18 protein-coding genes are annotated in these 21776 nt (G+C 68.3%); 8 read left to right on the top strand and 10 right to left on the bottom strand.

All coding sequences use genetic code 11. The features are described from left to right. The 5 genes from dnaA to JX613_RS17030 all read left to right on the top strand — a co-directional run. Positions 1–1132: chromosomal replication initiator protein DnaA (gene dnaA, locus JX613_RS17050; protein ID WP_207102670.1), on the top strand; the 1132-nt coding region annotated here is incomplete at its 5' end. A gap of 85 nt (positions 1133–1217) precedes the next feature. Next, positions 1218–2336 (top strand): DNA polymerase III subunit beta, encoded by a 1119-nt coding sequence (dnaN, locus tag JX613_RS17045; protein ID WP_207102669.1) that lies wholly within the window; start codon positions 1218–1220, stop codon positions 2334–2336. Continuing rightward, entirely contained in the window at positions 2333–3409 is a 1077-nt protein-coding gene (recF, locus tag JX613_RS17040; protein WP_207102668.1) for a DNA replication/repair protein RecF, read from the top strand. The genes dnaN and recF overlap by 4 nt, the downstream gene beginning before the upstream one ends. 94 nt (positions 3410–3503) lie before the next feature. After that, positions 3504–5942, top strand: coding sequence for a DNA topoisomerase (ATP-hydrolyzing) subunit B (gene gyrB / locus JX613_RS17035; RefSeq protein ID WP_207102667.1), 2439 nt, complete (start codon positions 3504–3506; stop codon positions 5940–5942). A 133-nt stretch (positions 5943–6075) separates the two neighbouring features. Continuing rightward, positions 6076–6849 (top strand): outer membrane protein, encoded by a 774-nt coding sequence (locus JX613_RS17030; RefSeq protein ID WP_207102666.1) that lies wholly within the window; start codon positions 6076–6078, stop codon positions 6847–6849. Between the two features lie 52 nt (positions 6850–6901). Here JX613_RS17030 and pdeM read toward each other — a convergent pair whose 3' ends face one another. The 5 genes from pdeM to JX613_RS17005 are packed head-to-tail and all read right to left on the bottom strand — an operon-like array spanning position 6902 to position 13207. Next, positions 6902–7567 (bottom strand): ligase-associated DNA damage response endonuclease PdeM, encoded by a 666-nt coding sequence (pdeM, locus tag JX613_RS17025; RefSeq protein WP_207102665.1) that lies wholly within the window; start codon positions 7565–7567, stop codon positions 6902–6904. Then, positions 7564–9936 (bottom strand): ligase-associated DNA damage response DEXH box helicase, encoded by a 2373-nt coding sequence (locus tag JX613_RS17020; RefSeq protein ID WP_207102664.1) that lies wholly within the window; start codon positions 9934–9936, stop codon positions 7564–7566. Before JX613_RS17020 ends, pdeM begins: the two co-directional genes overlap by 4 nt. After that, positions 9933–11483, bottom strand: a complete 1551-nt coding sequence (locus tag JX613_RS17015; RefSeq protein ID WP_207102663.1) for a cisplatin damage response ATP-dependent DNA ligase — start codon at positions 11481–11483, stop codon at positions 9933–9935. The genes JX613_RS17020 and JX613_RS17015 overlap by 4 nt, the downstream gene beginning before the upstream one ends. Further along, a complete protein-coding gene (locus JX613_RS17010) occupies positions 11480–12472 on the bottom strand; it encodes a ligase-associated DNA damage response exonuclease (RefSeq protein WP_207102662.1) in 993 nt (330 codons plus the stop codon). The genes JX613_RS17015 and JX613_RS17010 overlap by 4 nt, the downstream gene beginning before the upstream one ends. Positions 12473–12502: 30 nt before the next feature. Then, positions 12503–13207, bottom strand: coding sequence for a helix-turn-helix transcriptional regulator (locus JX613_RS17005; RefSeq protein WP_207102661.1), 705 nt, complete (start codon positions 13205–13207; stop codon positions 12503–12505). Positions 13208–13271: 64 nt separating this feature from the next. Between JX613_RS17005 and JX613_RS17000 the strand changes: the two genes are divergently transcribed. Continuing rightward, positions 13272–13838 carry a glutathione S-transferase family protein gene (locus JX613_RS17000; RefSeq protein WP_207102660.1) on the top strand — a complete coding sequence of 189 codons (567 nt, stop codon included), beginning with the start codon at positions 13272–13274 and terminating at the stop codon, positions 13836–13838. On the opposite strand, the gene JX613_RS16995 is transcribed toward JX613_RS17000, so the two are convergent. The 3 genes from JX613_RS16995 to JX613_RS16985 form a co-directional block, all read right to left on the bottom strand. Then, complete coding sequence (locus JX613_RS16995; protein ID WP_207102659.1) at positions 13835–14725, bottom strand: DMT family transporter; 891 nt, start codon at positions 14723–14725, stop codon at positions 13835–13837. The two genes, JX613_RS17000 and JX613_RS16995, sit on opposite strands and share 4 nt — an antisense overlap. A gap of 120 nt (positions 14726–14845) precedes the next feature. Further along, positions 14846–15145 carry an HU family DNA-binding protein gene (locus JX613_RS16990; protein ID WP_207102658.1) on the bottom strand — a complete coding sequence of 100 codons (300 nt, stop codon included), beginning with the start codon at positions 15143–15145 and terminating at the stop codon, positions 14846–14848. 148 nt (positions 15146–15293) lie between these two features. Beyond that, the gene (locus tag JX613_RS16985) at positions 15294–16772 is read right to left on the bottom strand and encodes an AMP nucleosidase (protein ID WP_207102657.1); all 1479 of its coding nucleotides are present in this window, start codon (positions 16770–16772) and stop codon (positions 15294–15296) included. 93 nt (positions 16773–16865) lie between these two features. Here JX613_RS16985 and JX613_RS16980 point away from each other — a divergent pair, with 93 nt between their 5' ends. Beyond that, positions 16866–17762: an SDR family oxidoreductase gene (locus JX613_RS16980; protein ID WP_207102656.1), complete on the top strand. Its 897-nt coding sequence runs from the start codon at positions 16866–16868 to the stop codon at positions 17760–17762. Then, the gene (locus JX613_RS16975) at positions 17755–18975 is read left to right on the top strand and encodes a UbiH/UbiF/VisC/COQ6 family ubiquinone biosynthesis hydroxylase (protein ID WP_207102655.1); all 1221 of its coding nucleotides are present in this window, start codon (positions 17755–17757) and stop codon (positions 18973–18975) included. The genes JX613_RS16980 and JX613_RS16975 overlap by 8 nt, the downstream gene beginning before the upstream one ends. Before the next feature lie 65 nt (positions 18976–19040). Here the strand turns inward: JX613_RS16975 and JX613_RS16970 are convergent, their stop codons facing one another. Continuing rightward, positions 19041–20462 (bottom strand): UdgX family uracil-DNA binding protein, encoded by a 1422-nt coding sequence (locus JX613_RS16970; RefSeq protein WP_207102654.1) that lies wholly within the window; start codon positions 20460–20462, stop codon positions 19041–19043. Continuing rightward, complete coding sequence (locus JX613_RS16965) at positions 20459–21691, bottom strand: putative DNA modification/repair radical SAM protein (protein ID WP_207102653.1); 1233 nt, start codon at positions 21689–21691, stop codon at positions 20459–20461. The genes JX613_RS16970 and JX613_RS16965 overlap by 4 nt, the downstream gene beginning before the upstream one ends. Positions 21692–21776: the final 85 nt, after the last annotated feature.

Here is a 21776-nt window from a genome sequence, read left to right as displayed (position 1 = left end):
CCGCGCCCGTCCGGCGGCGGCTGCTGCTGCCAAGCCCGCGCGCCCCGTAGCCTCGGCCATGGCCCCCGCCACCGCCCGCGTGGCCCGCGCCGACCTGGGCGCGCCGCTGGACCCGCGCTATACCTTCGGCAATTTCGTGGTCGGAAAACCCAACGAACTGGCCCATGCCGCCGCGCGCCGCGTGGCCGAAGGCGGGCCGGTGGGCTTCAACCCGCTGTTCCTTTATGGTGGCGTGGGCTTGGGCAAGACGCACCTGATGCACGCCATCGCCCATGACTACCAGACGCGCCATCCGCAGGCGCAGGTGCTGTATCTGTCGGCGGAACAGTTCATGTACCGCTTCGTGCAGGCGCTCCGCGAAAGCACGATCATGGATTTCAAGGGCATGTTCCGCAACGTGAACATGCTGATGGTCGACGACGTGCAGTTCATCGCCGGCAAGGACAGCACCCAGGAGGAATTCTTCCACACCTTCAACGCCCTGGTGGACCAGGGCAAGCAGATCGTCATTTCCGCCGACCGCGCCCCTGCCGAGATCAAGGGCCTTGAGGAACGCATCAAGTCGCGCCTGTCCTGCGGGCTGATCGTGGACCTGCATCCCACGACCTACGAGCTGCGCCTCGGGATCCTGCAATCCAAGACCGAGGGCTTCCGCGCCCAGCAGCCGGACCTGCAGATCGGCGCGGGCGTGCTGGAATTCCTGGCCCACCGCATCACCACCAACGTGCGCGTGCTGGAAGGCGCGCTGCAGCGCCTGTTCGCCCATGCGAGCCTCTTGCGCCGAGAGATCACGCTGGAGGTCGCCCAGGAATGCCTGGCCGACATCCTGCGCACCAACGACCGCAAGATTTCCATCGACGACATCCAGCGCCGCGTGGCGGAACACTACAACATCCGCCTGGCCGACATGGTGGGCCCCAAGCGCGCCCGCAACGTCGCCCGCCCGCGCCAGATCGCCATGTATCTGTCGAAACAACTGACCAGCCGGTCCCTGCCGGAAATCGGCCGCCGCTTCGGCGGACGCGACCACACCACGATCATGCACGGCATCCGCAAGATCGAGGAACTGGTGGTCGAGGATCACGCCCTGGCCGAGGATGTGGCCATGCTGCGGCGGATGCTGGAAGCCTGAACGAAACGCTTGTGAGCGCGGGCGCGTCCCGTTACAAATCAGGTCCGTTTACGGGCCGGGATGGCCGCAGGCACAGGGAAAAGCGATGAAATTCTCGATCGAGCGCGCCGTTCTGGTCAAGGCCGTGTCTCAGGCCCAATCGGTTGTGGAACGTCGCAACACCATCCCGATCCTGGCCAACGTCCTGATCGAGGCCAGCCCCGAGGGCGTCAGCTTCCGCGCCACCGACCTGGACACCGAGGTCGTGGACCAGGCCCCCGCCCAGGTGGAACGCCCCGGCGCCACCACCGTCAGCGCGGTCATGCTGAACGAGATCGCGCGCAAGCTGCCCGACGGCGCGCTGGTCCAGATCAGCAGCGACGACGCGGCGGGGCGGCTGTCGGTGCAGGCGGGGCGGTCGTCCTTCAGCCTGGCCACGCTGCCGCGCGAGGATTTCCCGGTCATGGCGTCCAGCGAATACAGCGCCAACTTCAAGGCCAAGGCCGATGTGCTGCGCCGCCTGTTCGACAAGGCGAAATTCGCGATCTCGACCGAGGAAACGCGCTATTACCTGAACGGCGTCTATATGCACGTGGCCCAGGCCGACGGCCAGCCGATGCTGCGCTGCGTGGCGACCGACGGGCACCGCCTGGCGCGCATCGACGCGCCCCTGCCGGTCGGCGCGGACGAGATGCCGGGCGTGATCGTGCCGCGCAAGACGGTCGCGGAACTGCGCAAGCTGCTGGACGACGACGACACCGACATCGCCGTGTCGGTCAGCGAAACCAAGGTGCGCTTCGCCACGCCGACGCTGACGCTGACCTCCAAGGTGATCGACGGGACGTTCCCGGATTATTCGCGCGTGATCCCCATGAACAACGCCCGCAAGCTCGAAGTGGACGCCAGCGACTTCGCCCGCGCGGTGGACCGGGTGGCGACCGTCAGCAGCGAGCGATCCCGCGCGGTCAAGCTGTCGCTGGACCAGGACCGGCTGGTCCTGTCGGTGAACGCCCCCGACGCGGGCGCGGCGGAAGAAGAACTGATCGTGGCCTATGGCGACGACCCGCTGGAGATCGGCTTCAACGCCAAGTACCTGCAGGAAATCGCGTCCCAGGTGGATCGCGACAATGCGGTGTTCATGTTCAACGGCTCGGGCGACGCGGCGCTGATCCGCGAAGGCTCCGACCAGACGGCGGTTTATGTCGTCATGCCGATGCGGGTGTGACGCTTACCCATCTTTCGCTGGCGCAGTTCCGGTCCTGGTCCCGGCTGGATCTGGACCTGGACGGGCGGCCGCTGGCGATCTTCGGCCCCAATGGCTCGGGCAAGACCAATATCCTGGAAGCCCTGTCGATGCTGGCCCCCGGGCGCGGGCTGCGGGCGGCCCCTGCGCCCGAACAGGCCCGGCAGGGGCTTGATGCGGGCTGGCGCATCCGCGCCGCGCTGGACGACCACACGGTCGAAACCGCCGCCCTGCCCGGCCAGCCCCGCAGCGTCGCCATCGACGACAAGCCGGTGGCGCAGACCGCGCTTGGGCGGTTGCTGCGGATCCTTTGGCTGGTGCCCGCCATGGACCGGCTGTGGTCCGACCCGCCCGAGGCGCGCCGCCGCTTCCTCGACCGCGTGACGCTGAGCCTTTATCCCGACCATGCCGACCTGGCGCTGACCTATGAGAAGGCGATGCGGGAACGGAACCGCCTGCTCAAGGACGGGATCCACGATCCCGGCTGGTATCGCGCGCTGGAAGCGCAGATGGGCGATGCGGGCGCGGCCCTGACCCGCAACCGCCGCGGCGCGCTGGCGGCCATCATGGCCGCGCAGGAGGGCGGCGATTTTCCCGCAGCCACCCTGGCCCTGCTGCCGGGCGAAGGTCAGGCCGACGACCCGGACGCAGGCAGCATCAGCGCGCGCCTGGCCGCCATGCGCCCCCGCGACATGGGCGCGGGCCGCACGCTGACCGGCCCCCACCGCGCCGACCTGGGCGCGCATTGGGGCCCGCAGGACATGCCTGCCGCGCTGTCCTCGACCGGGGAACAGAAGGCCTTGCTGCTGTCGCTGATCCTCGCCAATGCGCGCGCCCTGTCGGACCAGCCGGTCGTGCTGCTGCTGGACGAGGTCGCGGCCCATCTGGACGCCCAACGCCGCGCGGCGCTCTATGACCGCATCGCCGCCCTGCCCGCGCAAAGCCTGCTGACCGGCACGGGGCCCGAGCTTTTCGCGGCCTTCGGCCCCCGCGCGCGGCGCCTGTCGGTGACGAAAACCGACGGGCTGTCGCAGGCCGTCGAAACGACCGGCTGAACCCCGCCAAAAAGGCAGAAAAATCCCGTCTTTCCCGTGACTTTGCCTGGCCGAATGCTTATATCGGCATCACAGGAACAGGACACATTCACCCATGACCGCACCCGCCGCGCAGACCGCCGAATACGGCGCTGATTCCATCAAAGTTCTCAAGGGCTTGGAAGCCGTCCGGAAACGGCCCGGCATGTATATCGGCGATACCGACGACGGGTCGGGCCTGCACCACATGGTTTACGAGGTCGTGGACAACGGCATCGACGAGGCGCTGGCCGGTCACGCCGATTATGTGAAGGTGAAAATCCACGCCGACAACAGCGTCAGCGTCCGCGACAACGGCCGCGGCATCCCCGTGGACATGCACCCGACCGAAGGCGTGTCTGCGGCCGAGGTGATCATGACCCAGCTTCACGCGGGGGGCAAGTTCGACAGCAACTCCTACAAGGTGTCGGGCGGCTTGCACGGGGTGGGCGTGTCGGTCGTGAACGCCCTGTCGGACTGGCTGGAACTGCGCGTCTGGCGCAACGGCCGCGAACATTACGCCCGCTTTGAACATGGCGACACCGCCGAACACCTGCGCGTGGTGGGCGATGCCGAACCCGGCGAAAAGGGGACCGAGGTGCGGTTCCTGGCCTCCGCCAAGACCAACCACCCGGACGGGACGTTCAGCAACCTCGACTACGTTTACAAGACGCTGGAAAACCGCCTGCGGGAACTGGCCTTCCTGAACAGCGGCGTCCGCATCATCCTGGAGGATGAGCGCCATGCTGAGGTGCAGCGGACCGAGCTGTTCTACGAAGGCGGCGTGCGGGAATTCGTGAAGTTCCTCGACCGTTCCAAGACCGCCGTGATGCCCGAGCCGATCTTCATGACCGGCGAGAGGGGCGGCATCGGGGTCGAGGTCGCGATGTGGTGGAACGACAGCTATCACGAAACGGTGCTGCCCTTCACCAACAACATCCCGCAGCGCGACGGCGGCACGCATCTGGCGGGCTTCCGGGGCGCGCTGACCCGCGTGATCGGCAAATACGCCCAGGACAGCGGCATCGCGAAAAAGGAAAAGGTTGATTTCACCGGCGACGACGCGCGCGAGGGCCTGACCTGCGTGCTGTCGGTCAAGGTGCCCGATCCGAAATTCTCCAGCCAGACCAAGGACAAGCTGGTCTCCTCCGAGGTTCGCCCGGCGGTCGAAAACCTGGTGGGCGAAAAGCTGGCCGAGTGGTTCGAGGAAAACCCCGCCGAGGCCAAGGCCATCGTCGGCAAGATCATCGAGGCGGCACTGGCCCGCGAGGCTGCGCGCAAGGCCCGCGAGCTGACGCGGCGCAAGACCGCCATGGACGTGGCGTCCCTGCCCGGCAAGCTGGCCGATTGCCAGGAAAAGGATCCGGCCCTGTCCGAACTGTTCATCGTCGAGGGGGACAGCGCGGGCGGGTCCGCCAAGCAGGGCCGGTCGCGCCAGAACCAGGCGGTGCTGCCGCTGCGGGGCAAGATCCTGAACGTGGAACGCGCCCGCTTCGACCGGATGCTGTCGTCCGAGATGATCGGGACGCTGATCACCGCGCTTGGCACGGGAATCGGGCGGGACGAGTTCAACCTGAACAAATTGCGCTACCACAAGATCGTCATCATGACCGATGCCGATGTGGACGGCGCGCATATCCGCACGCTGCTGCTGACCTTCTTCTTCCGGCAGATGCCGGAGCTGATCGACGCGGGCCACCTCTATATCGCGCAGCCGCCGCTTTATAAGGTGTCGCGCGGGCGGTCCGAGGTTTACCTCAAGGACGAGGCCGCGCTGGAGGATTACCTGATCCAGCAGGGCATCGAAGGGGCGGCGCTGCGCCTCGCCTCGGGCGAGGAGATCGTGGGCGCCGACCTGGCCCGCGTGGTGGGCGAGGCGCGCGTCGCCCGCCGCCTGCTGCGCGCCTATCCGACGCATTACCCGCCCCATATCACCGAACAGGCGGCCATCGCGGGCGCCCTGGTGCCGGGCCGGATCGACGAGGACGCCCAGGGCGCGGCCGATGCGGTCGCCGCCCGCCTGGACATGATCGCCGAGGAATACGAGCGCGGCTGGACCGGCCGCCCGACCCAGGACGGGGGCATCCGCCTGGCCCGCACCCTGCGCGGGGTCGAGGAATCGCGCACCCTGGACGGCCAGATGCTGCGCAGCGCCGAAAGCCGCCGGCTGGGCGAGATGACGCAGGCCCTGCAGGACGTTTACGCCCGGCCCGCGCGGCTGGCGCGCAAGGATCGCGACCAGCCGATCTTCGGGCCCCTGGGCCTGTTGCAGGCGATCTTCCTGGAAGGCGAAAAGGGCCTGTCGCTGCAACGATATAAAGGGTTGGGCGAGATGAACCCCGAGCAGCTTTGGGAAACCACGCTGGATCCCGGCGCGCGTACCATGCTGCAGGTCCGGGTCGAGGACGTGGCCGAGGCCGAGGATCTGTTCACCAAGCTGATGGGCGACGTGGTGGAACCCCGGCGCGAATTCATCCAGCAGAATGCGCTGAGCGTCGAGAACCTGGATATCTGATGCTGTGGCAGATCTGTCGCGTCCATCCCAGGTGGGCCGATCTGCGATTGCCGGGGTGGCGCGTTGCCGTTAAGGGTTGACCCGTATTGCGATTCGCGCTGCGATTGAAACTTCCCAAGTGAAGGAGCCTCTGATGCGTCATACCTCGTTCCTGGCGATGTGCGCCCTTGGCATTCTCTCGGGCGCGTCCGGCGCCCTTGCGGGGGGCTATACCGCCCCCACTGTTGATCCCGTTGTGACCGCCCCGGTGATCGAGGCGACCCCGGTCAGCGACTGGGCGGGCGGCTATGTGGGCGGCTCGATCGGCTATGCCTTTGGCGGCGACGATGAGATCGGTGCCGAACTTTACGAAGGCGATGCCCTGGTGGAAAGATACAGGGATCTGGGCAACCTCAAGGTCAAGGGCCTGAATGCCGGGGTGCATCTGGGCTATCGCTGGCAGCGCGGGAACTGGGTTTTCGGTCCCGAGCTGAGCATCGAAGGCGGGAACATCAGCGACGACCAGTCCGGCTCGGGCGACCTGGACGGCGAAACTGTCGGTGTGGGTCTTGAATCCCAAGTCAATTACATTGCCGGGCTGCATCTGAAGACGGGCTATGTGGTCGATCCGCAGACGATGGTCTACGGGACGGCGGGTTATGTGCATGGCGATTTCGACTATATCCTGTCGGCCTCGGCCGGTGGCGAAAGCGCAAGCATCACCGAAGGCTATACGGCGAATGGCTATGCGCTGGGCCTCGGCGTCGAACGCAAGCTGCGCGACAACCTGTCGGTCTTTGCGGAATGGCAGTATCGCAACTTCGGCAAGACCGGGATCACCTATGACCTTGGCGATGGGGATGTCCTTGAAACCCGCGCCACGCCGGAACATCACAACATTAAGGTCGGCGTGAACTTCAGCTTCTGAGGCTGATTCCAGACGATCCAGGGGCCGGGCGCACACAGCGACCCGGCCTTTTTCATGCGCGGCGGCCTGTCCTGCGGCTGGCGCCCACCGGCAGAGGCAGCGCCCGGGTTCCGCAGGCAATCGCCAGCCCCTGCGGCACCAGCGCCGCCAGAACCGGGCTGTAGATGGCCAGCCCGCCGGTATAGGCCCCGAAGGCCGGCAGGATCAGGTGGTCGGATCCCACCAGAAAACAGCGCCGCCGGTCCCCCGCCAGCTTGAGGCAGGGGTGGAAATGGCCCGACACGTCCGGCCCCTGCCCCGCCTGGTGGCGGAAGCTCAGCCCATCGGTCAACTCGTCCACCGTCTCACCGGGCAGGCGCGGGCAAACCGGGGCGGGGTCGTGGTTGCCGCTGACCCAGATCCAGCGCCGCCCCCAGGCCATGCCCCGCAGACGGTCGCAGAGCATGTCGGGAAGCGCCAGCGCCGCCGCGTCGTCGTCAAACCCGTCGCCCAGGCTGATCACGGCGGCGGGGTCGGTCGCGGTGATCTCGGCCTCCAGCCGGTCAAGCGTCGCCAGCACCTCATAGGGCGGCAGCAGGGATCCGCCGCGCCGGGCCATGCGCTCGGACTTGCCCAGGTGCAGGTCGGCCACGACCAGCCAGCGGCGGTCCGGCCAATAGAGGGCACCGGAGGGCCGCGCCTCAAGCGCGTGGCCCGCGAAGTCGAAGGCATGGGTCATGCCAGGCCCGCTTCGGCCATCAGGGCTGCCGCCTCGGCCTCGGCCAGGCGCTCGCGGCCCTGGCCGGTGATAGGCACGCGGCCGAATTCCAGCAGCAGGGGCGCGGCCAGCGGCGTCACGCGGTCCAGCATCCGGTGGTCGTGGCGGGGGGAATGGTCCAGCATGTCCTCGATCCGGTCGAAATCGACAAGGCCCCGGCGCGCCTCCTCCGCGGTGATGCGCAGCAGCAGGTGGTCGGGGTCATAGCGGCGCAGGGTATCGTAAAGGATGTCGCTGGAAAAGGTCGCCTGCTTGCCCGACCGGCGGCCCCCCGGCATGTTGCGCTGGATCAGGCCGGAAATGACCGCGACATTCTTGAAGGTCCGCTTCATCACCGCATTGCCCGCCAGCCAGTCGCCCAGGCCCGCGCGCAGGGCCTCGCGGTCCAGCAGCGGTTCCGGGTCGGTGACGGGATCCAGCGACCAGATCCACAGGGCATAGTCGGTGGCCAGGAAGCCCAGGGGACCAAGCCCCGCATCCTCCATGGTCTTGGTCATCAGCAGGCCCAGCGTCTGCAAGGCATGGCGCCCGGCAAAGCCATAGAGCGCGAAATGCCACTGGCCGCGATGGGGAAATGTTTCGCTCAGCAACACGCCGGGCTGCGGCAGGGTGCTGATGCGGGCCTGCAGGGCCAGCCAGTCCGCCGTGTCCTTGGGCAGCACCCAATGGCGCGACGGATCACCGATCAGCGCCTGCACCCGGTGCGACAGTTGCGTCGATGTCGCCAGCTTCAGCCCGGAATAGAGCGCGATGCGCGGCTGTTTCGTGGGCTGCTTCGTGACCTCGACCACCATCTCGCGCAGGGCGTCGTACCTGACGGTCTGGCCGCCGATCAGGAAGGTGTCGCCCTTGACCAGGGTTGCGGCAAAGCCTTCCTCGACCTCGCCCAAGAGGCCGCCGCCGTGGCGGAAGCGGACCTTCAGCATCTCGGCCTCGACGATGGTGCCGACGTTCATGCGCAATTCGCGCACCGCGCGGGGGTCGCGCAACCGCCACAAGCCGTCGCGCAGCATCAGCCGCTGCCAGCGGTCATAGGCCCGCAGGGCGTATCCGCCGGTCGCCGCGAAATCCAGGCAATCGTCGAACTGCGCGCGGGAAAGGCCGCGATAGGGTCCGGCGGTGCGCACCTCGGCGAACAGGGCGCCCGCGTCGAAGGGACCGGCGCAGGCGGTCAGCAGGATATGCTGGCACAGCACGTCCAGCGGGCCGGGGCCGCGCGGTTCGCCATCCAGGTCGTGCTCGTGGACGGCCTCCAGCGCCGCCACGCATTCGATCACCTCGAAGCGGTTGGCGGGCACGATGCGCGCGCGGGAAGGGGCGTTGTAGCGGTGGTTGGCCCGCCCGATCCGCTGGACCAGCCGCTTGACGTTCTTGGGCGCGCCGACCTGGATCACCAGATCCACGGACCCCCAGTCGATGCCCAGATCCAGGCTGCCCGTCGCCACCACGGCGCGGAGTTCGCCCGCGGCCATTGCCGCCTCGACCCGTTGCCGCGCTTCGCGCGCCAGGCTGCCGTGATGCAGCCCGATGGGCAGGTTGTCGTCATTGGCCGCCCACAGCGCCTGGAAGAACAGTTCGGCCTGGGCGCGGGTGTTGATGAAGATGATCGTGGTGCGGGCCTGCCGGATCTCGGCCAGGACTTCGGGGATGGCGTAATGGCCGCCGCCGCCCGACCAGGGCGCGGGACGGGCGGTGGCCAGCATGGCGATGTCGGGTTCGGGGCCGGGATCGGCCTGGAGGATGCGGGCGCCGCCCATGAAATCGGCCAGGGCCTGTGGGTCTTCGACGGTGGCGGACAGGCCGGTCGTCACGACGCCCGGGGCAAGGGTCCGCAGCCGGGCCAGGCACAGCATCAACTGGTCGCCGCGCTTGTTCTCGGCCAGGGCGTGCAACTCGTCCAGCACCACGCGCTTCAGACTGCCGAAGATCTGCGGCGCCTGTTCATAGGACAGCATCAAGGCCAGCGATTCCGGCGTGGTCAGCAGGATGTGCGGCGGATCGACCCGTTGGCGCGCGCGTTGCGACGACCGCGTGTCGCCGGTCCGATCCTCGACACGGATGGGCAGGTTCAGGTCCGCCACGGGGCGCGCGAGGTTGCGCGCGATATCCGCCGTCAGCGCCTTCAAGGGCGAGACATAAAGCGTGTGCAGCCCCTTGTGCCCATCCATCAGCGCCACCAGCGAGGGCAGGAACCCCGCCAGCGTCTTGCCGCCCCCCGTGGGCGCGATCAGCAGGGTGTCGCCCTTGGCCTTGAGCAGGTCAAGTTGATGCGGGTGCGGCTGCCAGCCCTGGGCCGCGAACCAGTCCTGGAACAGGGGCGGCAGGCTCACGGGATCATCGCCTTGAGCGTGGAGAGGTGGTCGGCTTCGGACACGGGCTTGTCCCAGCGGATGCGGCTGATGCGGGGAAAGCGCATGGCCACGCCGGACTTGTGGCGGCCGGATGCGTTCAGCCCCTCGAACGCGACCTCCAGCACCAGTTTGGGGGCGATCGACCGGACGGGGCCGAAGCGTTCGACCGTGTTGTTCCTGACAAAGCGGTCCAGTTCGCGCAACTCCTCGTCCGTGAAGCCGAAATAGGCCTTGCCCACCGGCACCAACTGGTCCGCGTCCCACAGCCCGAAGGTGAAGTCGCTGTAAAAGCCCGACCGCTTGCCATGGCCGCGCTGCGCGTAAAGCAGCACGGCATCCACCACATGCGGATCGCGCTTCCACTTGAACCACGGTCCGCGCGGGCGGCCGCCGACGTAAGGACTGTCGCGGCGCTTGATCATCACCCCTTCGATCACCGGGGCCGGGGGATCGGCGCGCAGCGCGGCCAGGTCGTCCCAGGTGGAAAAGCCCAGCAGTGGCGAGATGTCGATCCGGTCGCTGCCGAAATCCGCGCCCTCCAGCACGGCGCGGCGGTCGGTCAGCGGCAGGTCGCGCAGGTCGCGGCCCCCCCAGATCATCAGGTCATAGACGCGCAGGCTGGCCGGGTGGCTGTCCAGCATCCCCCGGCCCACCTGCTTGCGGCCAAGGCGTTTCTGCAGGTCGCCGAAGACCGCCACGTCCTCGCCCCGGCGCACCAGCAGTTCGCCGTCCACGGCGCCGTCGAAGTTCAGCGCCTCGATCAGGTCGGGGAAGCTGGCGCTGATGTCCTCGCCCGTGCGGGAATAAAGCCGCCGCACCCCGCCGTCGTTGATGGCCTGGACGCGGATGCCGTCCCATTTCCATTCGGCGATGTAATCGGTGGGGTCAAAGGCCCCCAACTGGTCCAGATCGACGGGGGTGGACAGCATCACCGGGCGGAACGGGGCCTTCGCGGCGTTTTCGGGCCGCGCCCCGCCCGCGATCCAGTCGAACAGCGGCTGATAGGGCGGCGTCAACCCGTGCCAGATTTCCTCGATCTGGGCCACGTCGGGGGCGCCCATCTCGGCCAAAGCCATGCGGGCCATGCGGGCCGAGAGGCCGATGCGCATGTTGCCGGTGGCAAGCTTCAGGAAGGCCAGCCGCTGCGACGGACCCAGCCGGTCCAGCATCCCGGCGATGGCCACGGGCAGCCCCGCCTTGCCGGTGTCCCGCAGCAGCGCCACGGCCTGGTGCAGGGGCACGTCCTCGTCCCGATCCGTATCCCACAGCAGCGCGATGGTTTCGGCCAGATCGCCCACGAAGTCATAGGACAGCGCGAACAACTGTTCGTCCACGCGTTCCACCATCAGCCCGCGCAACAGGCCCGGCGTGACGGTGCGCAGCTTCAGATCGCCCGTCAGCGCCGCCAGGGCATAGCCACGGTCGGGATCGGGCGTGGCTTCCAGGTAATGCCGCAGCAGGCGCAGCTTGGCGTTGCGCCCGGGCGTGAAGGCCAGGCGTTCCAGCAGGGTGGCAAAGGCCCTCATTCCGGCTCGTCCTCGTATCCGACCAGCCGCAGGGGGCGGGCGGGGATGCCCTGCAACTCGCACCAGCGCAGCAACCCGTCCTCGGCCCCGTGGGTGATCCAGACTTCCTGCGGGGCCAGTTCCGTGATGGTTTGCGTGACCTGCGGCCAGTCCACATGGTCGCTGATGACCAGGGGCAGTTCGACACCCCTTTGCCGGGCACGCGCCCGCACCGCCATCCAGCCCGAGGCAAAGCCGATCACCGGATCGCGGAACCGCTGCACCCAGGCCGAGGCAAAGGCCGAAGGCGGCGCGATCACCAGTTGCGCATCGACCTGTTTCGCGGTGGCAGGGACCAGCGGGCCAAGGTCGATCCCCTGTTCCACGTGGTAATCGCAGAGCCGTTGCAGCGCGCCGTGGATCGCGATCGGCCCGTCGATCCCCGCCTGCCGCGCCAGCATGATCAGCCGCTGCGCCTTGCCCAGGGCATAGGCGCCGATCAGGTGGGGGCGTTCGGGGAATTCCGCCATGCTGGCCAGCAGGCGAGTCATTTCCCCCGCCGGGTCGGGGTGGCGAAAGACCGGCAGGCCGAAGGTCGCCTCGGTCACGAAGATGTCGCAAGGCACGGGTTCATATGCGGCGCTGACCGGGTTCGGATGGCGGCAATAATCGCCGGACACCACGATCTTCGGCCCCTGGTCGGGCTGCACCGCGATCTGCGCCGATCCCAGGATATGGCCCGCCGGGTGGAAGCTGACGGTGGTGTCGCCCACGCGGATCGGACCATCCGCCGCCTGCCTCTGGCCCGCGAAATCGGCGCCATAGCGGATCGCCATGATCTCCAGCGTTTGCCGCGTCGTCATGACCGCGCCGTGGCCCGACCGGGCGTGGTCGCCGTGGCCGTGCGTGATCAGCGCGCGGGGCACCGGGCGGACGGGGTCGATGTAGAAATCGCCGGGAGGGCAGTAGAGACCGGCCGGGGTGGGGTGCAGGATCTGATCGGCGCGCATGAAACCAAGATGGTGAACATTCCATGAAAATCAACGCGCCGCCCGGAAGGGGTGTTCCCGGCGATGCTGCGCAAAGTCGCGCACCAAGGCCACGCGGCGCGGGCGGAAGCTGCCGCCCGTCAGGCTGGCCGCCGCGATGCGGTTGACGTGGAAGATCCGGTAATCCATGCGCAGCCGGCAATGGGCCAGCAGCATCAGCGACTGGCCGGAATAGGACAGGCCCAGGGGCCAGATTTCCCGCCGTGTCGCCTGGCCGTTCAGGTCCAGATAGTCGATCAGCAGCGCCTGTTCGTCCCAGCAGGCCGCCCGGATCAGCGCCAGATCGACACTGGGCGCGCGCCGGTCGGGCGTCTGCGAAAAGCAGCGGGTGATCGCGTGCATGGCCTGGCGCGCCTGGCGTTCGGGCAGCGTCGCCACGATCCGCGCCAGGGCGTCGCGGCCCGCGCGGACCAGATCCTCGTCGCCGATGCCGCCCAGGGATTCGACGGCCAGGCGCAGCGCCTCGATTTCCAGGCGCGAGAAGCTTTGCGGCGGCAGGGCCGGATCCTCGGTCAGGGTATAGCCAAGGCCCGCCGCACTGTCGATCAGCGCGCCGCCCGCGCGCAGGGTGGCGATGTCGCGGTAAAGCTGGCGGGGGGACACGCCGGTTTCCCCGGCCAGCCGCGCGGCGGTGACCGGCGCGGGCAGGCGGCGCAGCGCGTCCATCAGGCGCATCAGGCGGTCGGTGCGGGCCATGCTGCCCCCTTCTGTCAGCAGTCCCCGCTATGCTGAAGCCGCAAAAGCCACAGGAGACAAGCCCATGATGACACTCTATCACGCCCCGCAAAGCCGGTCGGACAGCATCGTCACGCTGATCCGCCTGATGAACATCCGCGACCAGGTCGATATCGTGGACGTGACGATCACCCGCCAGGACGGCAGCGGCAGCGCCGATCCGCAGAACCCCCACCCCGAGGGCAAGGTGCCCTATCTGGCCGCGGGCGACGATCACGTTCGCGAAAGGGGCGCGATCATCGTTTACCTGACCGACCGCTTTCCCGACAGCGGGCTTGGCCGGCCGGTCGGGCACCCGCAGCGCGGCGCATACCTGTCCTGGCTGTTCTACTACCAGGGCGTGATCGAGCCGGTGGCGCTGCTGCATCACCTGAAGATCGACCATCCCGCGTTGCAGGCGACCTTCCGCGACTATGGCACGATGCTGCAACGGCTGGAAGAGGCATTGGCAGACGGCCCCTTCCTGCTGGGGCAGCAGTTCTCGGCGGCGGATCTGCTCTGCGTCTCGCCGTTCCTGTTCTTTGGGGACGCGATGCCGGTGACGCCCGCCGTCAGGGACTGGGTGGGGCGCTGCGGCGAAAGACTGTCCTAGGGCACCGGGCGGGCGACGGGGGCGGGCGACTTGGACAGCTGCACGGCCAGGATGCCCGCCATGATGACGCCCACGCCGATCACGTCGCCAAGCGCCAGATGCTCGCCCAGCAGAGCCGCGCCGGTGGCGACCCCGAAAAAGGGCGTCAGGAAATGAAAGGTCGCGGCCCGGACCGCGCCGATGCGGCCCACCAGCTTGAACCAGACCCAGGTGGCCACAAGCCCCGGCACGATCACCGTATAAAGAAAGGCCGCCACAAGGCGCGGGTTCGGCGTGACATGCCAGTCCTCGACCAGCGGCGCGACGACCCACAGGGTGGCGGCGCCGACCAGCATCTGCAGGCCCACGATCATCATCACGTTGCCGCCCGAACTCGCCCCTCGCACCGTCAGCGTGGCCACGGCCAGCGCCAGGGCGGCGGCAAAGCACATCACGATGCCGGTCATGTCGCTGCCGCCCTGCAGCCGCGCGCCCATGATGATCGCCACCCCGGCAAGCCCCATGGCCAGCCCGGCGACCCCCAGGGGCCGCAGCCGTTCGCCCAGCAGCGACCAGCCCAGGAAGGCCACGATCAGCGGCATGGTGGCGGCAATGATCGAGGCCAGTCCCGCCTCGATCCACTGCATCGCGACCCAGTTCAGGCCCAGATACAGCGCGTTCTGGCACAGCCCCAGGATCACCACCGCCCGCCATTGCGCCCGCGTCAGGGCGCGCCATGTCTCGCCCATCATCAGCGCGACCAGGATGCCGATGCCGCCCGACAGGGTGAAGCGCCAGGCCAGGGCGAACAGCGGCGGCACCTCGGTCACGATCATCCGGGTCGAGGTAAAGGCCGAGGCCCACATCACCGCGAAGAACACCCCCATGAGGATCGCGCGAATGTCCATGAACCGGCCCTGTCCTGCAGATGATGCAGAACGGCTAGCAGAGACGGATTGCCGCAGGAAGGCCAAAACAAAAAGGCCGCGCCCAGCGGCACGGCCCGTTCTTCTGCCCCAGGGCAGGGATCAGCTGTTGACGCTGTCCTTCAGCGACTTGGCGACCGTCACCTTGACCTGCTTGTCGGCGGGCTTGGTCATCATTTCCTGGGTCTGCGGGTTGCGGACCTGGCGTTCCGGGCGGGCGCGGCAGGCGATCTTGCCGATGCCGGGGATCGTGACCGAGCCGCCGGCGGCGACTTCGCGGGCCACAACGGCGGCGATCGCGTCCAGCGCGGCGGTGGCCGATTTCTTGTCCGAGCCCATTTCCTCGGCCAGCGTGGCGACCAGCTGGGTCTTGGTCATCGGTTTAGCGGAAGGCGTAGCCATCGATCTGTCTCCTCTTGCCCGGTTCTGCGGGGCCCAACTTGGCGCCTTTTGCGGCATATCGCCTGCTACACACCGTTTTCCCCAACAGTTCAAGCCTTTTTCGCGGCTTCCTCGGAAAGCAGGCGCGGCCCGGCCGGTTGACGCAGGGTCACAGGAAGGCCGTCTCGTTGAAGGACCGCAGCTTGCGCGAATGGATCCGTTCCAACGGCATCTCGCGCAGCTTTTCCATGGCGCGGATGCCGATCAGCAGGTGGTTGGCGACCTGCGTGCGGTAAAAATCCGTGGCCATGCCCGGCAGCTTCAACTCGCCGTGCAGCGGCTTGTCGCTGACGCACAGAAGCGTGCCGTAAGGCACCCGGAAGCGAAATCCGTTGGCAGCGATGGTGGCGCTTTCCATGTCCAGCGCCACCGCGCGGGCCAGCGACAGGCGGTGGATCGGCGTGTCGCGCAGTTCCCAGTTGCGGTTGTCGATGGTGGCGACCGTGCCCGTGCGCATGATGCGCTTGAGTTCATAGCCTTCAAGCTGCGTGACCTCGGCCACGGCTTCCTGCAGGGCCACCTGCACCTCGGACAGGGTGGGCAGCGGGATCCAGACCGGCAGGTCGGCGTCCAGGACGTGATCCTCGCGCAGATAGGCATGGGCGAGGACGAAATCGCCCAGCCGCTGGCTGTTTCGCAGCCCCGCGCAATGGCCGACCATCAGCCAGGCATGGGGGCGCAGCACGGCGATGTGGTCGGTCGCGGTCTTGGCGTTGGACGGTCCCACGCCGATATTGACCAGCGTGATCCCCTGCCCGTTCGCGCGTTTCAGGTGATAGGTCGGCATCTGCGGCAGCTTGGCCAGCGTGGCCAGGGGCGCGTCGGGTTCGCGGATCTCCTGGTTGCCGGGGGCCACGAAGCTGTCATAGCCCAGGGCCGGGTCGCCCAGGACGCGGCGGGCGAAGGCCTCGAACTCGTCCACGTAGAACTGATAGTTGGTGAACAGCACGAAGTTCTGGAAATGCCCCGCCGCCGTGGCCGTGTAATGCTGCAACCGCGCCAGGGAATAGTCGATGCGCTGCGCGGTGAAGGCCGCCAGGTGCAGCGAGCCGTCGGGCATCGGGCCTGCCACGCCGTTCACGATGTCGTCGTTCATGGTGTTCAGGTCCGGCACGTCGAAGATGTCGCGCAGGCTGAAATCCAGCACGCCTTCCTGCGGCACGGCCAGGTCGCTTTGCGCGGCCACCGCGAAATGGACGGGCATGGGCGTGTCGCTGACCCCCACCGTGACCGGCACGCCGTGGTTGCGGATCAGAAGGCCGATCTGTTCCTTCAGATAGTTGCCGAACAGGTCGGGCCGGGTGATCGTCGCGGAATAGCTGCCGGGCGCCACCACATGGCCGAAGGACAGGCGCGAATCGACCTGGGGATGCGTCGGCACGGTCAGGCGCAGTTCGGGGTAGAAGGCGCGAAAGCGGGCGACGGGCTTGTTGCCCTCCAGCGCGCGGGTGAAGCGGTCCAGCAGGAAGCCGGTGGCCTGGGCGTAAAGATGCTGCAACTGCGCCACGGCGGCGGCGGCGTCGGTGAACTGCCGGCGGCCGGGCGCGTCGGGCGTTTCCACCGGCAGGTAACGGGAATCCGTGTCCATTCTTCTTGTCCTTGCTTTCCCCCGACCCTGCCAGCCCCGCCCGCCGCAGGCAAGCGTCTGGCGCCGGGGCGCGCGGGCCGTTACGCTGGCGTCATGAAGATGCTTGTTTTCGGCCATGGCTATTCCGCCGGTTTCCTGACGCCCCTGCTGCGGGAACGCGGCTGGTCTGTCGCGGGCACGACGCGCGCCGATCCCGGCCGGGTGGCTGCGGCAGGTGCCGAGCCGATCCTGTGGCCCGGCGAGGACGCGCGTCTGCGCGAGGAGATCGCGGCGGCGGACGCGATCCTGGTCTCCGCCGCGCCCGGACCTGCGGGGGATCCCGTGCTGGCGGCCTTCCGCGACGACCTGGCGGGGGCGCGGCTGCGCTGGCTGGGCTATCTGTCCACGACCGGCGTTTATGGCGACCGGGGCGGGGATTGGGTGGACGAGGACAGCCCCCTGGACGCCTCTGGTGCGCGGGGCCAGGCCCGCATCCGGGCCGAAGGGGACTGGCGCGCGCTTGCCGAGGGGGCCGGGCTGCCCCTGCACATTTTCCGGCTGGCCGGGATTTATGGTCCAGGCCGCGGGCCGTTTCAGAAGGTCCGCAACGGCACCGCGCGGCGGATCATCAAGCCCGGCCAGGTGTTTTCGCGCATCCATGCCGCCGACATCGCGCAGGTTCTGCTGGCCTCCCTCGACCGGCCCGCGCCGGGCACGGCCTACAATGTCTGCGACGACGATCCCGCCCCGCCGCAGGACGTTCTGGCCCATGCGGCGGACCTGCTGGGCCTGCCGCCGCCGCCCGAGGTGCCCTTCGACAAGGCCGAGATGACACCCATGGCGCGGTCCTTCTATGCCGACAGCAAGCGCGTCTCGAACCGGCGCATCAAGGAGGATCTGGGCGTCAGGCTGCGATACCCCGATTACCGCAGCGGGCTGGCGGCGGTGCTGGCGGACGAGACGCCGCATGGACTTCCCCGCGTCCCCGTGCATGATCCGCGCCATGACTGATGTGGATATCCTTATCGCGGGCGGCGGGCTGAACGGGCCCACGCTGGCGCTGGCCCTGGCGCAGGCGGGGCTGCGCGTGGCGGTGGTCGATCCGCGCCCGGCGGACGCGCGGGCGGGCGACAATTTCGACGGGCGGGCCTATGCGCTGGCGGTGGCCTCGCAACGGCTGCTGAAGGCGCTTGGGCTGTGGCAAGGGCTGGCCGCCGACAGCCAGCCGATCCGGCAGGTGAAGGCATCCCAAGGCCGGCCCGGCGAGGGTGCCGCGCCCTTCTTCCTGCATTTCGACAGCGCCGAGATCGAGGAAGGCCCGGTCGGCTTCATGCTGGAGGACCGCTTCCTGTATCGCGCCCTTCTGGCGGCGATGGCGGGCAAGGTGCAGCATTTGCCGGGGTTGTCGGTGACAGACCACGCGGTCACGCCGGGCGGGGTCGAGGCCGTGCTGTCCGACGGCCGCCGCCTGCGCGCCCGCCTGCTGGTCGGCGCGGACGGGCGCGGATCGGGGGTGGCGGCGCGGGCGGGGATCCGGCGGCAGGGATGGGATTACGGCCAGACGGCGCTGGTCGCGGCCATCGCGCATGAACGCCCCCATGACGGCATCGCGCAGCAGTATTTCATGGAAACCGGCCCGCTGGCGATCCTGCCCCTGCCCGGCAACCGCAGCAGCGTGGTCTGGTCGGAAACCCGCGACAACGCCCGCGCCATCGCTGCCTTGCCCGACGACGCCTTCCTGGACGTGCTGCGCCCGCGTTTCGGCGACTATCTGGGCCGGATCGAACTGGCGGGCGCGCGCTTCACCTATCCCCTCAGCCTGTCGCTGGCCGAACGTTACGTGGCGGACCGCGTGGCGCTGGTCGGCGATGCGGCGCATGGCGTGCATCCCATCGCGGGCCAGGGGCTGAACCTGGGCCTGCGCGACGTGGCCGCCCTGGCCGAGGTGCTGGTCGATGCGGCGCGCCGGGGCGAGGATATCGGGTCGGATCTGGTGCTGGAACGATACCAAGGTTGGCGGCGGTTCGACGCGACCAGCCTTGCGCTTGGCATGGACGGGGTGAACCGGCTGTTTGCCAGCGGCAATCCGGTCCTGTCCGCTGTGCGCGGGATTGGCATGGGGATCGTCACGGCGGTGCCCGCCCTGCGGCGCGGCTTCATGCGGCAGGCGGCGGGGCTGTCGGTCGATCCGATGCCGAGGCTTCTGACGGGGCGGGCGTTGTAGGGGGCTTTGCCCCCGTCCGCCAAGGCGGACTCCCCCAGGATATTTGGACCAAAGTGAAAGAGCCGTCAGGCGGCCATTATCCGGGCAGCCTGAGTCAGGTCGGCGGTGAACTGGGCCTGCGCTTCCTGGGCCTGATGGGGATCCAGGCGCAGGATCAGGCTGGGGTGCCAGGTGATCAGCACCGGGCCGCCGTCCAGCGTGGTTTCCACCGTGCCGCGCCGCGGGGTCAGGGGCGCGCGGTTGCCGGTCAGGGCAAAGGCGGCGGTGGCACCCAGGGCCAGGGTCAGGCGCGGCTGGATCAGGCGGCGTTCCAGATCCAGCCACCAGCGGCATTGCTTAATTTCACCGGCATTGGGGGTCTGGTGGATGCGGCGCTTGCCGCGCGGGGTGAACTTAAAATGTTTCACCGCATTGGTCATCCAGGCCTGCGCGGGGTCAAGCCCCGCCTGGTCCATGGTTTGCCGCAGCAACTGCCCCGCCGGGCCGACAAAGGGGCGGCCTTGCAGATCCTCGTGATCGCCCGGGGCTTCGCCCACGATCATCAGGGGGGCCGTGGGATCGCCCTCTCCCCAGACGGTCTGGGTCGCGGCGTGGCACAACTCGCAGCGCGTGCAGCGGCTGGCCTGCTGGCGCGCGGCCTCCAGCGTTTCGGGCGGGGTGTCGTCGGGGATCTGACGGATGCGTGCCGTGACCTTGGCGGCAAAGCCCGGCGCGGTGGTGGCCCCGGCTTCGCGCATCGCCTGCACACGGCGGGGGGCGTCGGCCAGCATGGCGGGGATGAGTGCCGTTTCCGGCAGGTTCTTCCAGTATTTGCGCGGCATTTCCGACCGCATGGCGTTGGTCTTGATGCGGGCCGGGTTGAAGATGTTGGCGAAATAGGTGTGCCAAAGGGTGTGGCCGGCATCCGCCGGAAAGTCCGGGCGCGGCGCGGGGGGTGCATAGGTAATGGCACCGTCAAAGCGGGCGATGCCTTCGGGCGTGGCGATCAGCCAGTCCATGTCGGCAAAGCGCCGGGCGAAGAAGGGGGCGGCGGCCTCAAGGATCAGATGCTCGGGCTCGAACCAGGCGCCAAAGCTGCGGCGCGGGCCGTCGCCCGGCAGTTCGTGGAAGCGCACGAAGGCGTGCATCTTGTGGATGTCGCGGCGCACGGATTTCGCCATGCGCCCCAGCCGGTCGGTCAGCGGATCGGCGGGGTTGGTGATGAAGACCCGGTCGTCCTGCAGGCGGAGCAGCGCGGCATACAGCAGCGCCCAGCGTTCCGGATCGGAATGGCTGGCGACTGTCTGGGCGAGGCTGAGGAAATCCCTGGTGGCCGCCACCGGATGCGGGCCGAGGGGCGGCAGGGGATCGGCGCCGAACAGCCCGGCGGGGGTATCCTCATCGGCCCAGGTGACGCTTGCCGCATCCACGCGGTTGGTTGCCAACTGCCGGGCCGCGTCGCGCCAGGCATCGAAGCGCCGGAAGCGGGGCAGATCGACGCGGATCACAGCAGTTGCAACTGTTCGGGCTTGGGCGCGAAGCGCGCGCGCAAGGACGCGCTGTCGGTGAGCGCGCCGGGATGCCAGTCGGGCAGCGTCACGAAGGCGCGCGCTTTCGACATGATCGCCCCCATCCGCAGCAGGTCGCCATACCGCACCGGCCCGTTGCGCCGCGCGGCCAGGATCCGCGTCACCGTCTTGGTGCCGAAGCCGGGGACGCGCAGCAGCATTTCCTTGGATGCCGTCGCCACATCGACCGGGAACTGCGCCCGGTTCGCCAGGGCCCAGGACAGCTTGGGGTCGATCGCCAGATCCAGGAAGCCCGAGGGATGGGCGGCGCCGATCTCGTCGGCCTCGAAGCCGTAAAACCGCATCAGCCAGTCGGCCTGATACAGGCGGTGTTCGCGCATGAGCGGCGGCTTGACCAGCGGCAGGGCGGCGGATGCGTCGGGGATCGGGCTGAAGGCGGAATAATAAACCCGCTTCAGGTCATAGCCGGAATACAGGTTGGCCGAGGTCTTGAGGATGTCCCGGTCGGTGGCCCCGTCCGCGCCGATGATCATCTGCGTGGATTGCCCCGCGGGCGCGAAACGCGGCGGGCGCTTGCCGGTATGGGTCTTCTCCTTCGCGGCCTCGCGCGACAGGCGCACGTCGGCCATGGCGGCGCGGATCGTCTCGGGGCGCTTTTCGGGGGCCAGTTCGCGGATGCTGGCGTCCTGGGGCAGTTCGATGTTCACCGACAGGCGGTCGGCGTAAAGCCCCGCCTCGGCCACCAGGGCGGGCGCGGCGTCGGGGATGGTCTTCAGGTGGATATAGCCCTTGAAGCCGTGATCCACGCGCAGGGTCCGGGCGATGCGGACCATCTGGGCCATCGTCTCGTCCGGGCTGCGGATGATGCCGGATGACAGGAACAGCCCCTCGATCATGTTGCGGCGATAGAATTCGAGGGTCAGGGTCACGACCTCTTCCGGCGAGAAGCGGGCGCGTTCGACGTTGCTGCTGACGCGGTTGATGCAATAGGCGCAGTCATAGATGCAGAAGTTCGTCATCAGGATCTTGAGCAGGCTGATGCAGCGCCCGTCCGGGGTATAGGCGTGGCAGATGCCCATGCCCTCGGTCGATCCCAGGCCGCCCCCCCGCGCGTCGCGCCGGGTCGTGCCGCTGCTGGCGCAGGAGGCGTCGTATTTCGCCGCGTCCGACAGGATCGCAAGCTTTTGTTGCAAGGTTCGCGGTGCCATGGCAGGAATATATGTTCGCGTTGCGTTCCGTTCAACGGCCGCGTTGCAGGAACCCTCACATCCGTGAGAGCGTTCGCCGCCCGTG

It is taken from the genome of Paracoccus shandongensis, assembly GCF_017315735.1.
GTDB lineage: Bacteria > Pseudomonadota > Alphaproteobacteria > Rhodobacterales > Rhodobacteraceae > Paracoccus > Paracoccus shandongensis.
This window is presented reverse-complemented; position numbering and strand designations above follow the sequence as displayed.